The 22601-nt window shown below is 40.8% G+C and carries 17 protein-coding genes and 2 pseudogenes; 13 read left to right on the top strand and 6 right to left on the bottom strand.

Features of this window, described 5'->3' with window-relative positions; translation table 11 throughout:
* Positions 1–53 precede the first annotated feature (53 nt).
* Positions 54–470: pseudogene (locus tag VOI46_RS16760) on the top strand (tyrosine-type recombinase/integrase); the annotation flags it as partial.
* An 80-nt stretch (positions 471–550) separates the two neighbouring features.
* On the opposite strand, the gene istB reads toward VOI46_RS16760, so the two are convergent.
* The 3 genes from istB to cadR form a co-directional block, all read right to left on the bottom strand.
* Positions 551–1306, bottom strand: coding sequence for an IS21-like element helper ATPase IstB (istB, locus tag VOI46_RS16755; RefSeq protein WP_004588589.1), 756 nt, complete (start codon positions 1304–1306; stop codon positions 551–553).
* Positions 1307–1377: 71 nt separating this feature from the next.
* The gene (gene istA / locus VOI46_RS16750) at positions 1378–2868 is read right to left on the bottom strand and encodes an IS21 family transposase (RefSeq protein WP_039972337.1); all 1491 of its coding nucleotides are present in this window, start codon (positions 2866–2868) and stop codon (positions 1378–1380) included.
* Between the two features lie 541 nt (positions 2869–3409).
* Positions 3410–3799 carry a Cd(II)/Pb(II)-responsive transcriptional regulator gene (gene cadR, locus VOI46_RS16745; RefSeq protein ID WP_004588587.1) on the bottom strand — a complete coding sequence of 130 codons (390 nt, stop codon included), beginning with the start codon at positions 3797–3799 and terminating at the stop codon, positions 3410–3412.
* Positions 3800–3878: 79 nt separating this feature from the next.
* Here cadR and VOI46_RS16740 point away from each other — a divergent pair, with 79 nt between their 5' ends.
* The 7 genes from VOI46_RS16740 to VOI46_RS16710 all read left to right on the top strand — a co-directional run bounded on the left by VOI46_RS16740 (position 3879) and on the right by VOI46_RS16710 (position 13900).
* On the top strand, positions 3879–4496 hold the full coding sequence (locus VOI46_RS16740; protein ID WP_004588586.1) for a cation transporter: 618 nt from the start codon (positions 3879–3881) through the stop codon (positions 4494–4496).
* A 454-nt stretch (positions 4497–4950) separates the two neighbouring features.
* Positions 4951–6270 carry a TolC family protein gene (locus VOI46_RS16735; RefSeq protein ID WP_004588584.1) on the top strand — a complete coding sequence of 440 codons (1320 nt, stop codon included), beginning with the start codon at positions 4951–4953 and terminating at the stop codon, positions 6268–6270.
* A 14-nt stretch (positions 6271–6284) separates the two neighbouring features.
* The gene (locus tag VOI46_RS16730; RefSeq protein ID WP_004588583.1) at positions 6285–7220 is read left to right on the top strand and encodes an efflux RND transporter periplasmic adaptor subunit; all 936 of its coding nucleotides are present in this window, start codon (positions 6285–6287) and stop codon (positions 7218–7220) included.
* 60 nt (positions 7221–7280) lie between these two features.
* The gene (locus VOI46_RS16725; RefSeq protein ID WP_004588582.1) at positions 7281–10391 is read left to right on the top strand and encodes a CusA/CzcA family heavy metal efflux RND transporter; all 3111 of its coding nucleotides are present in this window, start codon (positions 7281–7283) and stop codon (positions 10389–10391) included.
* A gap of 125 nt (positions 10392–10516) precedes the next feature.
* Positions 10517–11116, top strand: coding sequence for an isoprenylcysteine carboxylmethyltransferase family protein (locus VOI46_RS16720; protein ID WP_004588581.1), 600 nt, complete (start codon positions 10517–10519; stop codon positions 11114–11116).
* A gap of 322 nt (positions 11117–11438) precedes the next feature.
* Complete coding sequence (locus tag VOI46_RS16715; protein ID WP_004588580.1) at positions 11439–12143, top strand: hypothetical protein; 705 nt, start codon at positions 11439–11441, stop codon at positions 12141–12143.
* A 248-nt stretch (positions 12144–12391) separates the two neighbouring features.
* The gene (locus tag VOI46_RS16710) at positions 12392–13900 is read left to right on the top strand and encodes an ISNCY family transposase (RefSeq protein ID WP_324738101.1); all 1509 of its coding nucleotides are present in this window, start codon (positions 12392–12394) and stop codon (positions 13898–13900) included.
* Between the two features lie 166 nt (positions 13901–14066).
* On the opposite strand, the gene VOI46_RS16705 is transcribed toward VOI46_RS16710, so the two are convergent.
* Together VOI46_RS16705 and VOI46_RS16700 are read right to left on the bottom strand one after the other, a co-directional pair.
* Positions 14067–15494, bottom strand: coding sequence for a DEAD/DEAH box helicase family protein (locus tag VOI46_RS16705; RefSeq protein WP_004586046.1), 1428 nt, complete (start codon positions 15492–15494; stop codon positions 14067–14069).
* The gene (locus VOI46_RS16700; RefSeq protein WP_004586045.1) at positions 15491–16009 is read right to left on the bottom strand and encodes a hypothetical protein; all 519 of its coding nucleotides are present in this window, start codon (positions 16007–16009) and stop codon (positions 15491–15493) included. Before VOI46_RS16700 ends, VOI46_RS16705 begins: the two co-directional genes overlap by 4 nt.
* 109 nt (positions 16010–16118) lie before the next feature.
* On the opposite strand from VOI46_RS16700, the gene VOI46_RS16695 reads away from it, so the two are divergent.
* The 5 genes and pseudogenes from VOI46_RS16695 to VOI46_RS16675 all read left to right on the top strand — a co-directional run bounded on the left by VOI46_RS16695 (position 16119) and on the right by VOI46_RS16675 (position 21314).
* Complete coding sequence (locus VOI46_RS16695) at positions 16119–16361, top strand: helix-turn-helix transcriptional regulator (protein WP_004586044.1); 243 nt, start codon at positions 16119–16121, stop codon at positions 16359–16361.
* A 284-nt stretch (positions 16362–16645) separates the two neighbouring features.
* Complete coding sequence (locus VOI46_RS16690) at positions 16646–17833, top strand: alpha/beta hydrolase-fold protein (RefSeq protein WP_004586043.1); 1188 nt, start codon at positions 16646–16648, stop codon at positions 17831–17833.
* 206 nt (positions 17834–18039) lie between these two features.
* Positions 18040–19341 (top strand): DEAD/DEAH box helicase, encoded by a 1302-nt coding sequence (locus tag VOI46_RS16685; protein ID WP_004586042.1) that lies wholly within the window; start codon positions 18040–18042, stop codon positions 19339–19341.
* A 194-nt stretch (positions 19342–19535) separates the two neighbouring features.
* Entirely contained in the window at positions 19536–20441 is a 906-nt protein-coding gene (locus tag VOI46_RS16680; RefSeq protein WP_004586041.1) for an NYN domain-containing protein, read from the top strand.
* 37 nt (positions 20442–20478) lie between these two features.
* A pseudogene (locus VOI46_RS16675) lies at positions 20479–21314 on the top strand (alpha/beta hydrolase-fold protein).
* A gap of 22 nt (positions 21315–21336) precedes the next feature.
* On the opposite strand, the gene VOI46_RS16670 reads toward VOI46_RS16675, so the two are convergent.
* Positions 21337–22239: a homocysteine S-methyltransferase family protein gene (locus VOI46_RS16670; RefSeq protein WP_004586040.1), complete on the bottom strand. Its 903-nt coding sequence runs from the start codon at positions 22237–22239 to the stop codon at positions 21337–21339.
* Between the last annotated feature and the right edge of the window lie 362 nt (positions 22240–22601).

Here is a 22601-nt window from a genome sequence, read left to right as displayed (position 1 = left end):
TAATCAGTAATACATCCACTATCCTCATAGTGACTTTTAAATAGGAGGTCACTATGAAACCAGAACTAAATCACAATGCTACTGGTGTGAAACGTCCTTTCAAGCTTGAAGAGATTTGGCGTATTCGCACTCGAATTGAAATTCAAAACAACTTGATGCAATTAGCTTTACTTAATTTGGCTATAGATAGCAAGCTAAGATCATGTGACTTACTCTCTTTAAAAGTTCGAGACGTCACTACTCTCGATCAAGTATTTGAAAGGGTTCAATTAACGCAGAAGAAAACTGGGATCGAAGTTCAATTTGAGATAACTCCGAGAACACAACAAAGTATTATCCATTGGATTCAAGAAGTTAAATTGCAACCCAGTGATTATTTGTTTCGGAGTATACGTCGCTCTAATCAACCAATAAGCTATTCATATTACAGGTCTATCATCAGGAGCTGGGCTGAGCAATTAGGACTTGATTGCGTATTCTCATGACTTTGATCACCGATTCTCATCAGCTTTGATCGCTTGATTTATCATTTTGTAGAGCCATTTTTAAATTAACTTAACTGATCATCATCAGTCAATTCATTTAACTGTTTTCGTATCGATTTTCCTTTTAAATTCAACTTAATTGCACCATGAATCAGCCTATCTAAAATAGCATCAGCGTGCGTTGATTCGCCGATCATTTGGTGCCAGTTTTCCTGTGGTAACTGACTGATGATGATGTGTGATTTATAACCATATCTAGCATCGATTAATTCAAGTAAGTCGCTTCGTTGCTGAGCACTGAGTGGCTCTAGCCCCCAATCGTCTAAAATAAGTAAGTCGTATTTAATGAGTTTACCCAATAATTTTCGATAACTGCCATCGGCCTGTGCTAGAAATAGACTTTCAAGTAATTCTTTTAATCGAATATAGAAGACACTTTTTCCTTGTAAACAGTGCTCGTGACCCAAGGCACACGCGAGGTAGGTTTTGCCACAGCCTGTGGCGCCTGTAATTAATATATTCTGATGTAAACTCAGCCAGGTGCTTTGGCAGAGGCCGCGTATTTGTGCTTTATCTAGATTACGCTTCGGCGAGTAAATGAGTTGATTTAACTGACCCGGTACGCGGAATTTTGCTTGTCGCACCAGTCGCTCTATTTTTCTTTGGTCACGCGTATCAATTTCATGCGTTAGCAATAAACTGACGCGCTCTATAAAGCTTTGTTCTTGATATAGGTTTGGCTGTTCAAGCTGCTGCTTGAGTGCTTGCTTTATACCCGATAACTTGAGCAATTGAAGTTGCTGATTAATTGTTTCTATCATGTTTACATTCCTTAATGGTAGTAATCTGTGCCACGTATGTTGCTGTGTGTAATTGGCTTTTCTGGCTCTGTTTAGAGTGTGGGTAATGGTTGTTGGTCTAACCCTTTTTGCAGCATTTGCTTAATAGATCTGTGTGTGGTCGTATTCATGCAAATTGCTCGGTAACATGCTCGCTCGAGGCGTTCTTTTGAATACGTTTTAGCTAAACTTAATACCCCTAAACAGGTGCGATAAGCTTGCTCTGGATGACGTTTGCTATTAAGCAATAATTCAACGACTTGATGAGTATAATCACCGATACTCAATGCCCATGAGTGTAAATTTATCGGTGACTGCTCATGCTGTTTTTGATGCGCCTTTGGCATATGATGTGTCTGTGTCGTATGTCCGCCTAAACGGTTTGAGCGAGGATGTTGTGCTATTAAAGTGCCGTCATAATAAAGCTGCACGAGTTGATTGGATATGTGTGCGCGTAATTGTTTTTTAACCCACAGATAAGGCACGCTGTAGTAATGTTTTTCTATTTCAACATGGTAATCAATATGCACACGTACTGTTTTGATTTGTGTATATTGATAGGGCTTTTCAGGCAATGGCTTTAATGCGTTTTTATCCACCATATCAAATAGCTGTTTGCGTGATTGTTGATATTGCTTCATCACCTTATTGTTCATCATATCCAGTAGCTTTGCTATTTCATGATTGAGTTGCGCTAAGCTGTGGAAGATTTGGTTACGTAAGCGTGCCATGATCCAACGCTCAACAATTTGTACGCCGACTTCAGCCTTCGATTTATCTTTGGGTTTATAAGGTCTAGCCGGAATGACAGCAACGTTAAAGTACTCGGCTAACTGGTGGTACGTCGGATTTAAATCAGGCTCGTAGCGACAGGTTTTACTGACAGCACTTCTGAGATTATCGGGAATAACAACGTCAGGAACGCCGCCTAAAAATTCAAAGCAACGCGCATGACTCATTACCCAATCTTCAAGTTGCTGACTATACGTTGCTTCAACATAGGTATAATTTGATGCACCTAGCACAGCAACGAATATCTGAGCAGTGCGCTTTTCTTGTGTCGTCGGACAAGTAATGGTAATTGTGGGGCCACAATAATCCACAAACAGCTTTTCACCCCCTTTATGCTGCTGACGCATTGAGAGTCGCTGGGTACCTAACCATTGTTTATAAGCTCGGCAGAAGTGACTGTAGCTGTAATAAGGCTCACCCACTTTTTCAAGTAACTCATCAAATACGAGCTGTAATGTTAGGTGTTTATGTTGTTTTAAGTCTTTATTGATATTTAACCAGTCAGGCGTTGGGTGTCTTTTTTTACGCGTTGAGAAGCGCTTGAGTTTGGTGTTGAAAAATGTATTTTGCTGTTTATCCTCTGGTATTGGCCATTGATTTAAGCCTAACTCATTGGCCTTTTTAAGGTAATTAGCCAAAGTACCAGGTGAAATATTTAAACTTCTGGCAATCTCTCGATGGGATAATTGTGCTGAGTACTTCAGCCGTAAAATGGAATGTAATTTACTCATAGATATAGGTCTTGTTGTCATTGTTGTTATCCTCATCAAACGATTCAGATAACGGTTTAACACACCTACAAAAATGATAAAACGTGAACTCGGTTACGAGTGGTATTAAGCTTTGATCGGCAAAATCATTAAGAGCATAAATGTGATCATTTACAAGTGATTTTAGTGATCAAAGCTTAATGAGAATAAGCGATCAAAGTTAATGCAATTGGGTGATCAAAGCTGGAGAGAATATGCAGTGCCAAAACCTTGTGAGGGACATCTTCGAAAATCACAATACATTGTCCGGTGTGAATACTTTGTGCCTTGTAATCTTGAACCGAGATGTCTTTGTCTAAACCAATGCAAATTTGGACAGCATGATGTGCATGAACATCATTATCAGGACTGATTCCGATGTAAATCGCTTTGTAGGGCCACAAATGAATATGCATGGCTGACTCAGTATCAAAAGTTCAGGCTATTGATTTTTGCCTTATAAATCTACACAAATGACGAATGTTAGCCGATAGATACACGTTGAGGCGAGTGCGCACAGTGAAACTGTGTGCTTCTTACACTTTTAAGTGTGTAAATAATTTAAAATGCCACAGTCCCTAATGGTTTTGTTTTGATCACACTTTGACGCCATATTTTCGAGTGATGACTTTAATGCGTTTAGCTCTTCAATGCGAATAATGACGTCTGATAAATGCTTAGCTATTAACGTATTGATATTTGAACAGCTCTGATCTGGCTTCGAACGACTGTCCATGAGCGTTTTTACTTCCATGATAGACATATCCAATGAACGACACTGTTTAATAAATAGGAGTTGTTCAATAGTCCCCTTGTCGTAGACACGATAATTTCCACTTGAGCGCTTGAGCTCAGGCAATAGCCCTTTCTTTTCATAAAAACGAATGGTCTGAATACTACAACCTGTCGTCTTTGCGACATCACCAATTTTCATTTTTTACTCCTAACCGTTGACTCTATACCAAGTATAGACTTTATACTCATACTATTCATCAGTAAAGAGTGTGTTTCTAATGAGCGGATGTGGGTGCGAAGTTGAAATAAAAGACCAGTCTCAACGACAGGTTTTGTATTGGCTTTTGGGAATAAACGCGACAATGTTTGTTATAGAAATGGGGATCGGGTTGCTTGCTGATTCAACCGCATTAATAGCCGATTCACTTGATATGCTCGCCGACGCAGTTGTCTATGGTGTTGCCCTTTATGCTATTGGTAAATCGCTATTGCACAAAGCCAATGCGGCTAGAATTAGCGGCTTTTTTCAGATGGCACTGGGTGTGTTGATTATCATTGATATTGTAAGACGGTCAATTTACGGTAGCGAACCTGTATCGGGACTAATGATGGCTATGGGGGCAGTTGCACTGGTTGCTAATGTCATTTGTCTTGTGATCATACGCAAACAAAGAAATGAAGAAGTGCATATGCGGGCAAGCTGGATATTTTCAGCCAACGATGTTATTGCCAACTTAGGTGTTATCTCTGCTGGCGTTTTGGTGTTTTGGCTCGATTCTCGATGGCCTGATCTGGTTATCGGTGTGATAGTTTCGTGCGTTGTGTTGCGCGGGGCAAAAATGATCCTCGAAGATGCTGGAAATGAAAGACAGCGAGCGCTTAATGCGCAAAGTTGATAAGAAAATGCCAATTTTTAATTGCACATCAAAACTGCGTAGGTTGGCATGGCTACTTATTACTTTGCTCATGTGTCAATCGGGCTTTTCGTTCGCCGCTCAATGCGATGACTACCCTGCGGAGGTATCGTCAGTCCCTGAACAATCAAAGTCGATAGGCACTTATGATGTTCCCGAAAAAAATGTAAATGCTGGTGATAATACGTCGAGTGAAGAGTCTAAGTGTTTCCATTGTGTGCTGTGTCAATGTGGACAGATTAAGTTTCTGGCACAACACCCAATAAATGACGTATCTAAACCGTTATATACCAATCAATACAGTTATTCCCGCAACGTCACTGACGGCCTAGTCGAAGGCCTTTTGCGCCCACCTCAACATTAATCCATTCCCTCCTATATGTTTGCATGGGTGCTTTCCATGTATGTCGTTATCTTATGAACAAAAGGTTCTTTTATGAGTTCTTCACGCCCATTGGGCATAAAAAAAGCTAGCTCAGCGTATCTGAAATTGATATCTGCTGCACTGGTAACCATGAGCATATCTGTTCAATCTGCCAATGCGCAAAAGTCTTCAATCACGCTTGAAAATGCGCTCAAACGCACATTATCAAACAACCCAGATTTAGTTGTGTTCGAATTTAAATCTTCGGCTTTGGATGGTGAATCAAAAATGGCCAGCTTACGACCTGAAATGTCTGTTGGGGTTGAAGTTGAAAATGTGTTGGGAACAGGCGAAGTGTCTGGTATCAAAGATGCCGAATTGACACTGACCTTATCGTCGGTCATCGAGCTTGGAGATAAAGTCAGCGGCCGAATGAATGTGGTGAGTTCAAAAAAAGCACAACTGCTTACACAACGGCGCATTCGTACGCTGGACATCTTGGGTGAAACAACTCGACGATATATCAATGTCATTGTCCAACAAGCGTTGCACAAGACTGAGCAACGAGCTGAAATGCTGGCTCGCACAATGCTTCAGACAGTCTCTACACGGGTTGAAGCGGGGGCTTCTTCACCACTTGAGAAAAAACGTGCAGAGTCAGCGTTGTCGCAGGCGCGTTTGTCGTTATTGATAAGTGAACAAAAACTCAATGAGTATAAACGCGACCTGGCCATCATGTGGGGTGACACTAACGCTGCGTTTGCGGAAGTTGAAGGGACACTGTTATCGTTTCCAAATTCACTATCACTTGAACAAATGCTTTCACAGCTTCAAAGCAATCCACACGTTCTGCTTTATGCTGATAACTATCGGGTACAAGAGGCCAGATTGAGAGTGGTTCAGGCCAATCAGCAGTTCGACATTGCGTGGGAAGCCGGTATCCGAAGAATGCAGGGAATTGATGACACAGCGTTAGTCGCCAGTATTTCGGTGCCGTTAAATACCAAGCAGCGGAATCTAGGTGAATACGAACAACAGCGCGCATTGCTTGACAGTATAGACTATCAAAAACAAGCGAAAATTCGTGAACTCACTCGCCAATTAAATCAAGTCATTAGCGCAAATGACCAAGCCTTGCTCACTGTTACGACCCTTCAAGACAATGTCGTCCCAACATTGGAATCTGCATTGAAATTGGCGCGGGATGGCTATGAAAGTGGTCGCTACAACTACATAGAGTGGGTGACAACGCAACAGCAACTCATAGATATGCAACGAACTATGATAAAAGCCGCAGGCTTAGTTCACCTTCGAAGCGCAGATCTAGAGGCACTTACGGGAATTCCCGTGTTTTCTGACTCTCCCTCGACGTCTGCTCAATCATCACAATGAATAGAGAAAAAATAATGAATAAATCACAATTTACATTAGTTACTAGCGCACGTGACTTGCTTGGCATGTTAGTCATGCTAGTTACTTTACTGTTTGCTTCTGTCGCCCTGGCTGATGATGACGATGAGGAAGCCGAAGAAAGACCCGAGTACGTAGTGTTATCTCAAGAACGGATGCTTGAACACGATATCGTGACTGCATCGGCCGCATCAGGAACATTATCGCTCACAACCAGAACCTTTGGGCGGATAGTTCATGATCCTGCGTCACTGAGTCATATTCGTGCCCGCTTCGACGGTGTTGTAAAACGTATCATGGTGAATATTGGAGATAAAGTAGAAAAAGGTGACACACTGGCAATCATTGAGTCAAACGAGAGTTTAAATCAATACTCAATCACCTCACCGATGTCTGGAAAAATCATAGCTAGACACGCCAATGATGGTGAGCTCACCAACGGTCAAGTACTGCTTTCTGTTGCTAATTACTCTCGCGCAATTGCTCAATTGGCTATTTTCCCCAAACAACGTACTCGTATTGCCGTTGATATGGAAGTCACTTTAAGGCTTGAGGAATTGCAGCAACAATCAAGTATAAGCCACATTACGTCCTCACCTGATGACAAACCTTATTCTATCGCGTTTGTGAACGTTGATAATGGCAGTGGTTATTGGCCTTTAGGCGCTATGGTAGAGGGTTATATTCAGATTGGGTTCCAAGAAGTCAATCTGGCTCTCCCCAAAAGTTCAATACAAGAGTTAGATGGGCAAACCATTGTTTTTGTCAAAGAAGGGGAGCGATTTTACCCCCGCCAAGTAAAGCTTGGGAACACGGACAACCGTTTAGTAGAGATTGTGAAGGGCGTTCAAATAGGCCAGCAAGTCGTTGTAGAAAATAGCTATCTACTAAAAGCTGATTTATTAAAAATGGAGGCGGGCGATGATGACTAATTACCTGCGCATTTATTGTCAAAAGCAAAGCCAAGTCCATAAAAACGGTGAGGTGAGAACATGATAGCACCAATACTCCGTCTATCCATTGAGCGACGTGGTGTCATGATGTTGTTCGCCTTGTTTGTCGCCTTTTTTGGTATGTACAGTTACAAACAATTGCCGATTGATGCTGTGCCTGATATCACCAACGTGCAAGTGCAGATAAATACCGCAACCCCAGGTTACTCGCCTTTGGAGACTGAACAACGCATAACGTTTATAGTTGAAACCTCGCTGGCCGGTTTGCCTAATTTATCGTATACCCGCTCGATATCACGCTATGGTTTGTCGCAAGTCACAGTCGTGTTTAAAGAGGGCACTGATTTATATTTCGCACGAAATCTCGTCAACGAGCGTCTCACCGCCATCGCGGCGCAATTGCCAACAGGGTTAACCCCTGAAATGGGCCCTATCTCCACAGGCTTGGGTGAAATTTACATGTACTCGTTAAGTGCTGAGCCTCAGGCGCGACAGGACAACGGTCAACCCTATGATGCTATGGCATTAAGGGAGATCCATGATTGGGTAATTAAGCCCCAATTGTCGCTTGTTGAGGGGGTGACCGAGGTTTATGCGATAGGCGGATTTGAAAAGCAGTATCATGTGAATCCTAATCCAGTCGCAATGATAAACTTTGGGATAAGTACAGGTGACCTTCTCAGTGCGCTAGAACGCAACAATGCGAATCAAGGCGCTGGTTTTGTAGAACAAAATGGGCAACAAGTACTGATCAGATCGGAAGCCCAACTTAAGGGCATCGACGATATCGGCCAAGTGGTTGTTAAGATCATTGATGGCGTACCGGTAAAAATTCAAGACATCGCCCAAATCAACCTCGGTAAAGAGCTGCGCTCTGGAGCCGGCACGTTAAATGGCCAAGAAACAGTGATTGGCACGACAATGATGTTAGTGGGAGAAAACTCTCGTACGGTCGCCAAAGCTGTGGACAGTAAGCTCGAAACCATTAAAACAAGCTTACCCGAGGGCGTAATCCTTGAAGCGGTTTACGATAGGACAAGCCTCGTTGACAAAACCATCGACACAGTGCAGAAAAACCTCGTCGAGGGCGCTTTACTTGTCATCGTTGTGCTATTCGTTTTGCTTGGGAATGTGCGAGCTGCACTTATTACCGCCGCTGTAATACCCTTGGCAATGCTTGCCACGATATCGGGCATGGTCAAAACAGATGTGTCTGCTAACTTGATGAGTTTAGGCGCACTGGATTTTGGCTTGATTGTCGATGGCGCAGTTATCATTGTTGAAAACTGTATCAGACGATTATCCGAATCCCAGAAACAAAACGGCGCTACTCTACCGCTCAAAGAAAGGCTGAATGTTGTATATGAAGCCACTAATGAAGTCATACGTCCCAGTTTGTTTGGTGTATTGATCATTACCATTGTTTATATCCCCTTGTTCACGCTCACTGGCGTCGAAGGTAAAATGTTCCACCCCATGGCAGCGACCGTGATAATGGCTTTGCTTGCCGCAATGGTATTTTGTTTTACCGTAGTGCCTGCGGCGATAGCAATTTTCATGAGAGGTAAAATTAGCGAAAAAGAAAGCCCAATTATTAAAGGTGCAAAGGCAGTCTATCGTCCTGTTTTAACCGGAGCGCTGCGTTTTAGATGGCTAGTGGTAGTAGCAGCGAGTGCTTTGGTTGTCGGCAGTTTATGGATGGGCAGTAAATTAGGCTCCGAGTTTATTCCCCAGCTCAATGAAGGTGATATCTTAGTACAAGCGATACGCATCCCTGGGACTGGGGTAGAACAAGCAGTTGAAATGCAAAAAACTCTTGAAGCGAAACTTATGCAGTATGAGCAAGTACAGACGGTATTCGGTCGCACGGGTACGGGTGAGGTCGCCACCGACCCTATGCCACCAAACATTACTGATACGTTTGTTATTTTAAAGCCTCGGGAGCAATGGCCCGATCCATCAATGACAAAAGCTGAGTTAGTGAAAACGTTTGAAGAGGACTTGTTTACTTTGCCCGGCAATAATTATGAATTTACGCAACCTATACAAATGCGTTTTAACGAATTGATTAGTGGCGTAAGGGCAGATTTGGGGATAAGGCTATTTGGGGATGACTTAGATACGCTCTTTGCATCTGCTTCTGACATTTTGACCGTTATTTCAACGATTGAAGGAGCTGATGACGCGAGGCTTGAGCAGGTAGAAGGCATTCCAATCTTCACCGTCACACCAAAGCCTGATCAATTGGCACGCTTTGGTTTGGATATAGCCGACTTGCAGTTATGGCTCAATGCTGCGACAGGTGGAGAAACCGCTGGAATGATTTTTGAGGGCGACAGACGCTTTGAAATTGTCGTGCGATATGCCGACGACATTCGAAATGAACTCACTCAGCTTGAGAGCGTTCCCATAGTCACGCCCTCTGGTGAGCATGTACCAATAAGCGAATTAGCCACACTTGCATTTAAAGAAGTACCTAGCCAAATAAGCCGGGAGAATGGCAAACGTAGTATTGTTGTCACAGCAAATGTGCGTGACAGAGATATTGGCACTTTTGTTGAAGAAGCTCAGGCGAGAATTAATGATGAAGTAGATTTACCTGCTGGTTATTGGCTCGACTATGGTGGAACCTTTGAGCAGCTCGAAAGTGCGAGTCAACGATTGACGATTGTGGTACCGGTTACGTTGTTTGTGATTTTGACAATGCTGGTAATTGCGTTTGGTTCTATACGCGATGCGTTGATTATCTTCACAGGTATCCCTTTGGCATTAACAGGCGGTGTAATGTCTCTTTGGTTAAGGGATATGCCTTTATCCATATCCGCGTCGGTAGGATTTATCGCGTTGTCTGGGATTGCCGTATTAAACGGATTGGTAATGCTGTCCTTCATCAAGCAACGTTTGCTAGAAACCGGAGAATTAGTGAATAGCATTGTTGAAGGGGCACTTATTCGCTTGCGTCCGGTATTAATGACAGCACTAGTGGCAAGCCTTGGATTTGTGCCCATGGCGCTCAATACGGGCATAGGTGCAGAGGTGCAACGGCCTTTGGCCACGGTGGTCATCGGCGGGATAATATCGTCAACCTTGCTAACACTGGTAGTGCTGCCTGTACTCTATCGACTCGTGCATAGTAAAGGGGATCAGTAGTGTTCTTGGGCATTTATTCGTAAATGCCCAAGTTTTACCTGAACGATTTTTAGGTACCTATTGACTCTTTATTAAGTATAGACTTTACAATCATATTCTTAACGTCATGTACGATAAGGATAGATATGGTTTCGCTTATTTTAATTAGTAGTTTTTTGGCGCTAGCCGTCCTCGGTAGAAGCTTTGTCCAATATAAGAGAAATGGTGATTTTGGTATAAGAGCAGCATCTATAAACGCACCATTAATAGAAATTGTACCAGGGGCTATATTCGTGGTTACGTTTTGCTTTGCATTTGGTCTAGTTCTTTTTGGTTACTTAGGACGTGCGCCCCTACTATTTGTTCCTTCAATTCCATTTCAGCTTCTCGGCTCCTTGATTGGCGCCTGCGGAATTGCTGTAACTTTGTTGTCTCAAATTCAAATGGGAGATTCATGGCGTATTGGCGTTGACCAGCAAGAAACGACTGCACTTATTACCCACGGGATTTACGCAAAGTCTCGCAACCCCATTTACTTTGGTATTTTTCTATTTTGGGCAGGGGTGTGTATAACGTTCCCACATTTGCTGCTTTGGGCATGTGCTTTTGTATGTTGGATTTGCATTGAAGTGATTGTTCGACAAATTGAAGAGCCTTATTTGAAGAAAGTGCATGGCGATGATTTTCTAAAATATAAGTCTGACACTAACCGATACATACCTAAGCTTTCACGCTTTAAGTTTTGACGCTTAAATAAGTAATGGCGCAGGCTGCTTTATATGCATAAACTAACGAACGGTATCTTTTAACGTCCATTTTTATGAACTGTCGTTATTCTTAAATAAAGTGAGCCGACTGATTATGTTTGCAAGCCCGTTCTCGATTAGCGTGAGTTCATTGTCAATTAAAGTGAGTCAGGCACCGGTCATATTCTCACTTAATGTGAGTCCAAAATGTACGATGTAATCAAGTCAGAGGGATTATGTTCGCGAGCCACTACATCTAGCAAGTGATACCTATAAGCGCTTTTTAGCAAATCAATCGGAAAGCTGTAGTGGCGATTTTGGCATGTCTGAGATGCTCATGAAATTTTACGGGGGACAATCAGATAAGTCTTTTGGAGAAATCTTTCAGCAAGGTTCTGTTGATTTACAAAAGTACATGATGGAAGCTTTAGAGGGAATTGACGAAATTGCGCTAGATGAAACCATACATATAGAAAGTATCAAAAAGCTTATTGCAGATTTGCCTGCGTTGATGAGCAGTCAATCTTCGAGAGTAGCAGAGGAACTTGATGAAGGAGGCGAATCCCCAGTTTCAGAGTTCGAGGCCAAAACGGGAATTGGGCCAGTTATATTAAAAAATGTAAAACCGCCAAACGTGGTGGAAAAAATATGGCAGATTTTATCAGGCATTGAAGAATTCTCAGGAATTGGTATAGAAACATTTTTTGGAGTGAAACCTCGTAGCTTTGAAGCAGATTCGGATAGAGAAAGAACTATTCAAGAGAAAGTCAACGCAGTCTATCACCAGTTAAATTTTCTCGGTTACTATCGTGATTCAAAAATGAAAAAAGATAGAAGATTTCGGGCATCCTTTAGTGATATGACGCATGCAGGTGTTGCTTCATTTTGTCATTTTTTTCTGTGTAGAGACGAAGATTTGGTAATGAAGGCTGCTGCGGCTTATGAATATTTAGGTGTAAACACTAGAGTATTGCACTATAAAGCTTACAAGAAAATGCAGCCGACCGCTGACACGTCGGCTGATTAGGAATTACCAAATAAATACTCTAAAACGTTTTTGTCCAAAAACAAGCTAAAGAGAATGTATACTCATCGCAGCCTGTCAGATGAAGTTCAAACTTATTCATCGGAACTTGTTAACACCAAGCGACTTTGTCGTATCTTAATTACCAAGCGATTCTGTCGTAATCGCTAATTACCAAGGGAATTTGTCGGTCACTTTTTTACGTGTCTGTTAGTGTTTTGTTTTTGGAATACTAATAAGGCATGTTGAGGATGATTGTGATGGATTCAAAAGCTCAACTCACTGTTGATATTATTGCTAAAGTAGCAGAAAACAGAATAACAATTGGCAATGCAGCAAAGTTACTTAACAAGTCACGACGTACAATTGAACGCTACGTCAAACAATATCAGCAAGTCGGTATTCAATTTGCTATTCATGGTAATCGTGGCAAAGCCCCGCCAAATAAAACACCAGTATCAATTAAAAAAGCCGTGCAAACTCTGATTAAAGAAAAGTATTTCGACTTGAATCTGCTTCACTTAGCTGAGCAGTTAGCAATCAATGAAAACATCGTAGTTAAGCGCGAGACCCTACGAAGTTGGGCGCATGATATCCACCATGTTAAACGCGCTAAACGAAGACGTAGTAATGTTCGCAAACGCAGAGAACGCATGGAAGCTCCGGGGTTAATGATGCAAATGGATGGTAGCCCTCATCGTTGGTTTGGTGATAAAAAGCACTGTTTAGTTATCATGATTGACGATGCTACTAGTGAAGTATACGCCGAGTTCTTTCCTTCAGAAACGACCGTAGGTTGCTTAAAGGTAATGCGAGACTGTATTGAAACCCAAGGTGTGTTTAAAACGCTTTATGTAGACAGAGCTGGTATATTCGGCGGGCCAAAGCGTTGCAACTTCTCACAAATGCAGCGTGCATGTGAAGAATTGGGTATTGAGATTATCTTCGCCAATTCGCCTCAAGGTAAAGGCCGTGTTGAACGTGCCTTTGATACATTTCAAGACCGCCTTGTACCTGAGCTAAGGCTTAACAATATTAAAGATATAGCCAGTGCTAATGCATACCTGAAACATGTATTCATCCCACAATTCTGGCAGTCTAGAATTCAAGTGAAATCAAAGCAAGCGCCTGAATTTACACCATTATCGAAACACACCAACCTTGATGATATCTGCGTCATTAAAGACCATCGTAAGATCCGCAATGACCACACCTTCAGCTACGGTAACAAGTTCTATTTGATTGATTCACCGCTAAAACATTCCATAGCTAATCAGAAAATTGAGATCCGAAACACCAGCAAGAAAGGCTTCACCGCACACTTCGCAGGGCGGCAACTCAAGGTATCTGAAGTAAATGAGCCAAGTAAGCTTGAATCAGAAGACTTAGCAGTACAAAAGAAACTAGAGGTGTTGGCATTAATCGAAAAGCTTGGAAGTATCAGTGCAGCTTCACGACAAAGTGGCGTCTCACGAGACACTATTCACCGACACTTAAGACTGGTTAAGCAAGGCGGTCCTGATGCCTTAAAACGCCAAGAAACTCCCGATATAAGACATAAAAACTGTGTAGATAAAGCCATCGAAGATGCAGTCGTAAAATTCTCCGTTGAGCATCCCCACCTTGGTCAACAGAAAGTGGCCATCAAGCTGACTGAAGCCCTCGGTATTGATATTAGCGCAGGCGGTGTGCGTAGCATGTGGTTAAGAAACAATTTGAATACCACTGCACTGAGAGTTGCAAGGTCGCAAGCGTTGTAAAAATAGGCATAAATCATAGCCAGTTTAACAACTGGCTGATATGCTATTTACGACAAAGTCGCTCGGTAATTAGACCGACACAATCCCTTGGTAATCACACTTATTCATCGGAACTGTAAGAGCTGATATTCTACTACATGAAGCCTACTACATGAAGCCGCATATCTTATTCATTTAAGCTTGTTGATATGGCTTCTTCTTTAAAGCGTCCAAAAATATTAACAACTTGTTCGTAAGAGCGAGCTAAAAAGTGTGGTTCATTTTGCTCTGTAAGGTATGGACTGATAAGTACTCTATCATGAGCTTTTGGGTCGGTTATGTGAATTTCAGGTTTTAGATGTTTAGCCTTTTTGTCACCGAAAGTAACTGTATCTGAAGTAATTGCTGTTGCATCATTTTCAACAGGTGGTTTCATCTTATCAAACTTAACAACATCCGCCTCAAAAGGAACGTCTTGCTTAACGCGATAAGCGTATTCTAAGAGCTTCGGCTGTGCAGGCATATACATAATAGCATTTTGACTTTTAGAGGGAGTAATTCTAAGAATTCGACCTAAAATTTGTCTAAAGTGCATTTCTGTTTTTATATTTGTTAAATGGCAGCATACTTGAAGTCTTGGAATGTTTGTACCTTCGCTGATCATACCTACCGAAACAATCCATTTGCAGGAGCTGTGTCTGAATCGTTGAATAATTTCAGTGGGTTCACTTTCCCGATAAGTAACAACAGCAAATTCATCGTTAAGGTGTGTTTTGAGTATGTTTGCGATGTTTTTTGCATGTTCAACTGAGCTGGCAACAATTAAACCGGCAGCGCTAGGAGAGGATAAACGAATATTGTTTAATTTTTTTTGTGCCGATGAAAGTATGTATTTAATAACCGCTTCATTTTCTATGACGCTTTGGTAGGGCACTGCAGATTCAGATAATAAGCTTTTGAAGCTATTAAATGTTTTAGTTTCCTCACCTTCAACAATAGAAATGTTGTTATTATCAACGGCGATAATTTGAGGTACTCTGCAAACACCGTCTTTAATCGCCTCAGTAAGGCCGTAGATATAATCACAAGAAATTTTATTGCTAGGATATAAGTAGTTTGAAAGAACAATTGGCGCAGTGTCAGACCGCCAAGGCGTTCCTGTTAGCGCCAATGTATAAGTAGCTTTGTCTTTAATGTTTCGTATTATTTTTTCACCCCAAGCGTTAGCATTTTCGATGTTTGAGCCTGCACAATGATGAATTTCATCAAAAATAACAAACATACGAAAGCGAGTAAATAATTGCCAAAAGGTTTTATCTAAGTGTTGCAAGCTTTGATAAGTAAGTGAGCGCCCTTTAGCGCCCAAAAGCCCGTCAAAACGCTCTTTGGTTATTAATTGTAGGCTGTCACAAAAATCATTTGCGACGATAGATGCTGGAGAAAAACATATTACTAAATCAATATGTTTGCTCACTAACATCTGGTTTGCTAACTCAGAGGCCATAATGGTTTTCCCCGCTCCTGGGGTAGCCAAAGCTAAAAAATGTTTTTGCCCATCTAGGTACTTATTGAGTGCCAGGTTTATACATTCAGATTGCCAAACTCTTAACTTCATGTGCTTTGCTGTTTCTCTTGGTTAATTAAGCTTTCTATGGCTTTAATTTTTCCTAAAGTTTTAGTGTTATTATCTCTAGCTTCGTTGTACTTATATTGAATTTCAGTGACTAATTCTGGGAATTCATCATAGAGTTCCTTATAAGCTTCCGTTTCTCCGAGGTTTAACAATAACTCGGCTTTATAATGATTTAATTTAGTCGTTAAAGATTGTTTAATGTCATTACAAAGAGTTACTTGCTGAGAGCTATCAGCGATGTACTCTATTAGTTTTTGAACATCAAATAGCTCAGTTTTAACAAAGCGGGTGCCTTTTTTATTACTAGATGATCTCTTCCTTAACCACCCTTTATTAACAAGCTTTAGAAGCTCAGCGTACAACTTCCGTCGAATTATTACAGGGTCTAAAAAAGGATCTTTACTGATAGCGATATAAGCAGATCTTACATCACTTGTTGTAAATTTATTAAAGTTGGGAGCTTTAATTATTTGGACTACTAAATTGTCTATTTTCAAAAGAAATTCCAAGCTACGTTAATCAAAAAAATCAATTGCTCCGAAAGCGGAGCAATTCTAGGCCTTTTATTTGTGACAATCAAGCTCCGCTATCGGAGCAGGCTAGTTCATGAATATTATTGGTAAGAACGTTAGAGTAATACGGGAGAAGCTTGGCTGGACCCAAGAACAACTAGTGGCTAAGTGTAATCTTAATGATTGGCAAATTAGCCGAAGCACTTTAGCTAAAGTTGAGGCTAATGTTAGAAGGGTGACTGATATTGAAGTGCTTAAATTGTCGATAGCACTTAATGTTCCTATTAGTGATTTATTTGATACATCGCATGATTATGATCAACGAAGTGGGTTATGAAATTGAGTTCAGTGATTACTTTACTTTGAGTTAATTAGTCAGTAAGTTTCAATCTTTATTGTCTTCAATTTATAGATTTCAGTTTAAATAGTTCAATAAGTTTCAATCTTTAATGTCATAATTTACGTTTATCCAAACTGCTTAATAAGAGTTTGGAATGAGGAAAATTTTAAACTTTATTGTCTTGCGACACCTGTTAAAGATAAAAAGGCGCTTAATGCGCCTTTTTTTGTACCTCAAAGCCTGTTAGATTAAATAACACACTATTTTCTAAAGGATTAGTAATGCGTTTATTAACCGCTGTTTTTATATGTAGTTTATTTATATTTTATTCTAGTAGCACACTTGCAGAGCCTGATTTAAAACAGCAAACCATTAGCTATACGCAACAAACACATACTATTAATTCAGCAGTTTTAAATGAGCAACGTACCGTTGTAGTCCAGCTTCCAAAGAGTTATCAAGCTAATCCAAACAAAGTTTATCCGGTCATTTATCGCCTTGATGGCGCGGGTAACATACCGCTTATAAGTGCAGTGATGGAGCGATTACAAAATGATAATCGTGCGCCTGAAGTTATTATTGTCGCTATTGAAAACACCAATCGCTTAAGAGATTTATACCCCACAGTTAATAAAGAGCCACAAGGCCCAGTAGGTGAAGGCGGTGGTGCAGCAAAGTTTTTAGTATTTATTGAGCAAGAACTTATGCCCTTAATTAATAAAAGTTATCGTGCGCACAACTTTAATGTAATTGCTGGGGCCTCTGCGTCAGGCGTGTTTGCACTTTATACAATGCAAGCTAACCAAGATCTTTTCCAAGCGCATATTGCGTATAGCCCAGCCGTTTGGTGGAACTATGGTGCGTCGGTAAAAGCAACTAAGGCGTTTATCAATAAATCAAAAGACCTAAATAACTATGTTTACATTAATATAGGCGAAGAAGCAGGCATAATGCGTGAGCGATACAATGAACTTCAGCAAGCTTTGCAATCTAATAGCTTGCCAAATTTACGCTTCTTTAGTGATACGTTTGATAGTGTCTCGCATAACCTGACTTCGGTTGCTGGTTCATTTAATGCCTATCACAACTTATTTTTGCCTAAACAAATGCCCATAAGTGATTTAACTGACGATGTAACCTCTATTGATGCTTATTATCAAAAGTTATCTCAGCAATGGGGGGAGCAGATTGCGCCACCGGATCGCGCTGTTAGATCACTCGGTTATAATTTAACGGGCAGCAAGCAATTTACCCGTGCTATTAAAGTGTTTAAGTACAATATAAAAAACCACCCAAAATCAGTCGATGCGTTTTCAGCCTTATCTTATGGCTATGAAATGCAAGGCGATACTCGCCAAGCGCTTAAACAGATGGAATCTGCTTTAGCCATTACAAATGACTCATATCCTTATATAAATTATTTAAGAGAAACAAAAGCTAGGTTACAAGCAGAACTTAGCAAGAACTAATAATATTGCTAACTTAGTTGTTGGCTTTTTATGAAAGCCTCTTTAAGTTTGGAGTGCTCACGGTGACAGTCAAATTTCCTCGAAGATTGTAGCTCGACGCTCGCAGCCATTACTTAAACCACATTAAAACCACTAATCCCTACTTAATAAGCGCTAAATACGCTAAAATTACAGGCTACTTTTTTAGCAATGAGCCCGTAATATTCATGACCTCAGCAACAAGCCCTAGTACCTTTAACGATCTTGGCCTTATTCCAGAGCTACAAGCTCGTTTAACCGATTTGGAATATAGCGAACCTACGCCAATTCAAGCTAAGGCGATTCCAAGTGTACTGGCTGGTAGCGATTTAATTGCGGGGGCAAATACTGGCTCAGGTAAAACAGCAACATTTGCTTTGCCTATGCTGCAAACCCTATTTTTAGAGCAAGGCGCTAAAAAAGCAGCGAGCAAAGGTAATTTTGTCACTGGGCTTATTTTGGTACCTACGCGCGAGCTTGCTACGCAGGTGGCCGATAGCGTTAAATCGTATTCTGCTAACTTTAATGGCGCCATTAAAACGGTGGCGGTATTTGGTGGTGTGTCGGTTAATACACAAATGCAGGCTCTACGCGGCGGCGCCGATATTATCGTGGCAACACCAGGGCGCTTGCTCGATTTAATCTCAAGCAATGCTATTAAGCTCGATAAAGTAACGACCTTAGTGCTTGATGAAGCCGACCGCATGTTAAGCCTTGGCTTTACCGAAGAGCTTGCTGAGTTATTAGCGCTTATGCCTGCTAAAAAACAAACTATGTTATTTTCAGCAACCTTCCCAGAGCAAGTCACACAATTAACGCAAGAGCTGTTAACCAACCCAGTTGAAATACAAGTTCAAAGTAAAGACGAAAGCACGCTTGTACAGCGCGTATTTACAGTTAATAAAGGCGAAAAAACTACGGTTTTAGCGCATTTAATTAAAGCGCATAAATGGCGCCAAGCGCTTATTTTTGTAAACGCTAAAAAAGACTGTGAGCACTTAGCAGGTAAGCTTGAAAAGCGTGGTATTAACGCACAGGTATTTCATGGTGATAAAGGCCAAAGTGAGCGTACTCGGGTAATTGAAAAGTTTAAAGCCGGTGAAATAGAAGTACTTATTGCCACCGATATAGCAGCCCGTGGTTTAGATATTGCCAAACTGCCTGTTGTTATTAACTTTAACTTACCGCGCAGCCCCGCTGATTATATGCACCGTATTGGCCGAAGCGGCCGTGCCGGTGAAGTTGGCCTAGCGTTATCGTTAATTGATTACGAAGACTTTCATCACTTTAAAATAATCGAAAAGAAAAACAAACTGCGTTTAGAGCGTGAAGAAGTAACCGGTTTTGCGGTAAACCAAGAAAATCTTGATGCAGCACAAGCACTTAAAAACGATAAGCCAATGGCAAAGCCCGCCGGCACAGGCAAGAAAAAAAATAAAGCCGACGATATAGATGATGTATGGAGTGGTTGGAGGGGGCGTTCTAAATAGGAAATATAATTTATTATTTTGTCTAAACTTACAATTGGCGATAAAATCAGTTGTTGACGTATTGGTCAATTTTGACTATGATCATCATTAACAACTAACCCTACTTCCACGCGCAGCATTGAGTCTCCTGGATATAGGGAGAAAAAGCCGACCTTAGTGTCGGTTTTTTTGTAGCTAAAATTTAAGGATCGACTTTGAAGACTCGAATATATATTGATGGATATAATTTATATTATGGATGTCTTAAGCGAACGCCTTATAAATGGTTAGATATATTTAAATTATTTGATAACTATATCCTTCCCAGTTCTACAAGTGAAGCCCACACTAGCAATAATTTAAGCGTTAAGTTTTTTACTGCGAATATTGTAGAAAAGGCAGCTACGTCAAAAGATTCTTTAGCTGATCAGCAGGCTTATCACAGGGCTTTAACTTTTAATAGTTCAAATGGTCAGATAGAAATAATCAAAGGTTACTACTCTGTAAACCCAACACGTGCATTTAAAATTGATGAAAAAGAACCTAAAAAACACCCAAATGAATGTGAGTATGTGGATATTTGGAAACTTGAAGAAAAGCAAACGGATGTAAATATTGCGGTTGAGGCTTTATTTGATGTATTTACGGATGACTCAATTGAGCAAGTTGTGTTTGTTACTAATGATACAGACTTGGAGAGGGCTTTAGAAAAAATAAAATCTCTAAACAAAGTTAAGATAGGCTTAGTGATTCCTACTACAGATAGTGTTCGTAACCCCAATGAAAAACTAGATATACATGCTGACTGGACACGCAAGAATATTTTAATTGAAGAACTAAAACAGTCGCAGTTGCCACGTGTTATCCAGGGAGGAAGAAAACCAGTTTCTAAACCTATAGGTTGGTTTGGTCAGCCAGAAATACTTGAAGAAATAATATTAACTTTATTACAAGTTGAAGCTAAACGAACTAAATGCTGGCGCTGGTTGGAAAAACCATTACCTAGCTTTGATGATTTACCGCCATTAACGGATCCTCCAATTCTATTACTTGATAATGAAGAAACGGCAAAAATAGTGCTAAGTTACGCGCAAAAATATACTCAGCTATTTAATAACTAGCTACATGAAACTACTTATATTTAATAAAGGGTGAAGTGTGGACTTGATATCAAAACTATTATTACTTTCTACTACTTTGATATGCTTTAAATTAAGCGCAAATACTCCGTACCAAATCCCTAGAAGTAGTGTTATTGAACTCACTGAGCCCATGACCAATCGGGTATATCCTGTTTTTATTCAGCTCCCTAAGTCATATAAAAAGCACCCTGAAAAAATATATCCAGTTATTTATTTAACCGATGCACCGTATACGTTCCCTATTGTGGCAGGTGCTACACGGTTTCCTATGAATAGCGGTAAAATGCAACAGGCTATTATAGTGGCCATTAGCTACGAAAAGGCTCTAAAGGGTCTAATAGTCGAATTAGAGACTACACACCAAATAAGGCGCAAAGCTGGAAAAAACAAACCGGTAACGCGCAAAACCACGCGCTGTTTTTAAAAAAGACTGTACTGCCGTTTATACAAAGTAACTACCGAGCAAGTAGCACACAAAAAACCTATATAGGTAACTCTTTAGGCGGGTTATTTGGCGTGACTATTTTATTTACGATGCCCGATTTATTTAACAATTATATAATTGGCAGTCCATCGGTTTGGTTTAATAACAATGCGATTTTAGCGCTACAAGCATATAAGCCTAAAGTGCCTACAAAGGTTTATATATCGGTGGGAGCAAAGGAAACGCCACGCTTTGGTGAAGGACAAAATATGGTGGAAGGGGCAAAGCTGCTAGCGCAAAAAATTAATTCAGTTAGCGGTGACAATATTGAATTAAAAAGCGTTGTTATTGAAGGGGCGAGCCATGCAACCGCATTTCCTACTACAGCTATACAAGGGCTTGATTGGGTAACAGCAAATAAGCCCTAATACTTATAAAAGCACTAAAAGCTTAAGCGCTTTCAAGTTCTTGTTTCCAGTTTACTAATACTTCAATAAATTCTGGACCTATGCCACAGCAGCCGCCAATAACACTTGCGCCTTGGCTGTACCACGTTTTTGCAAAACCTAGGTATTCTGCAGGTGAAATATCACGATACGCTTGTGAGCCTTCGTTGGCTTTGTAATCGCTTGCGATAGGTGTAAAGCCATTAGCAAACGCGCCTAAAACAACGCTTTTATTTTGTTTAGCTAATACTGCGTTGGTATCGCTAAAGGCTTGCTCTATAACCTCAGGTATTGAGCAGTTAAAGAAAATACCAGTAACATTTTGTTCAAGCAAAGCCGCTACGGCGTCACTTACCAGCTCACCAGAGCGAAGTGTCGCTTGCTCGCTTACCACATCATTTAAGGTAAATGCGTAATAACATGGCTTGTTTGAGCCTTTAAGTACATTTGCCATAACGTGCGCTTCTTCAATGCTCGATATGGTTTCGCCAATCCATACATCTACGTGCTCGTCTTGCGCCTTGTATAGCGTATCTAAAATAGTAAAAGCGCGTTCGCTCTCAAATAGCTCTGGGCGGTAAGAGCCAAATGCGGGTGGTAATGAGCCTGCTACTAATACATTTTGTGTAGCCTTTTTAGCTACGTCTTTTGCAATAACGGCCGCTTGCTGCGCAAGGGCTGCGCCTTGAGCTTGGTATAGCGCTTCACCTAAATGAAAGGGCACACAGGCATAACTATTAACGGTAATTATTTCAGCACCTGCATCTATAAAACCTTGGTGAGCCTGCGTTACAAAATGTGGGGCTTCTATTAGTGCTTGTGCACTCCACAGTGGCTGTGTAAATGGCGCGCCAATGCGTTTAAGCTCGCGCCCCATGCCGCCATCTAAAATAGTTACTTTATTCATAAAGGATTTCTATACAACTAAACAATATGGCGCTATTCAACCATAATTTTTTTAGATTCATAATGAAACTTCGTCACCTTTAACATGAAAAAAGCTCAACGCTTTTAATGCAAATATAAAAGCATATTTATCACTCAGGTTATGCACATAAAAAGACATAGTGCCATAGCTGAAAGAATAAAAAAGTAAACCATACATATCAATACCTTAGGTTTATAAAAAGAAAGTGTCCTTGCGCTATTATCAGTAGTTGATAATATGTGTAACATATGTATAAGCATACAGTTTTTGATTAGTTAAACGCAGCTTTATGCACCGGCTTAAGCCTAATGAGTAAACTACTTGAGTAAGCTGTGCGAGTA

This window comes from Pseudoalteromonas sp. CuT4-3, from assembly GCF_035666335.1.
Classification (GTDB): Bacteria; Pseudomonadota; Gammaproteobacteria; order Enterobacterales; family Alteromonadaceae; genus Pseudoalteromonas; species Pseudoalteromonas atlantica.
The sequence above is the reverse complement of the archived record's forward strand: the minus strand, read 5'-3'. Positions and strand labels throughout refer to the sequence as shown.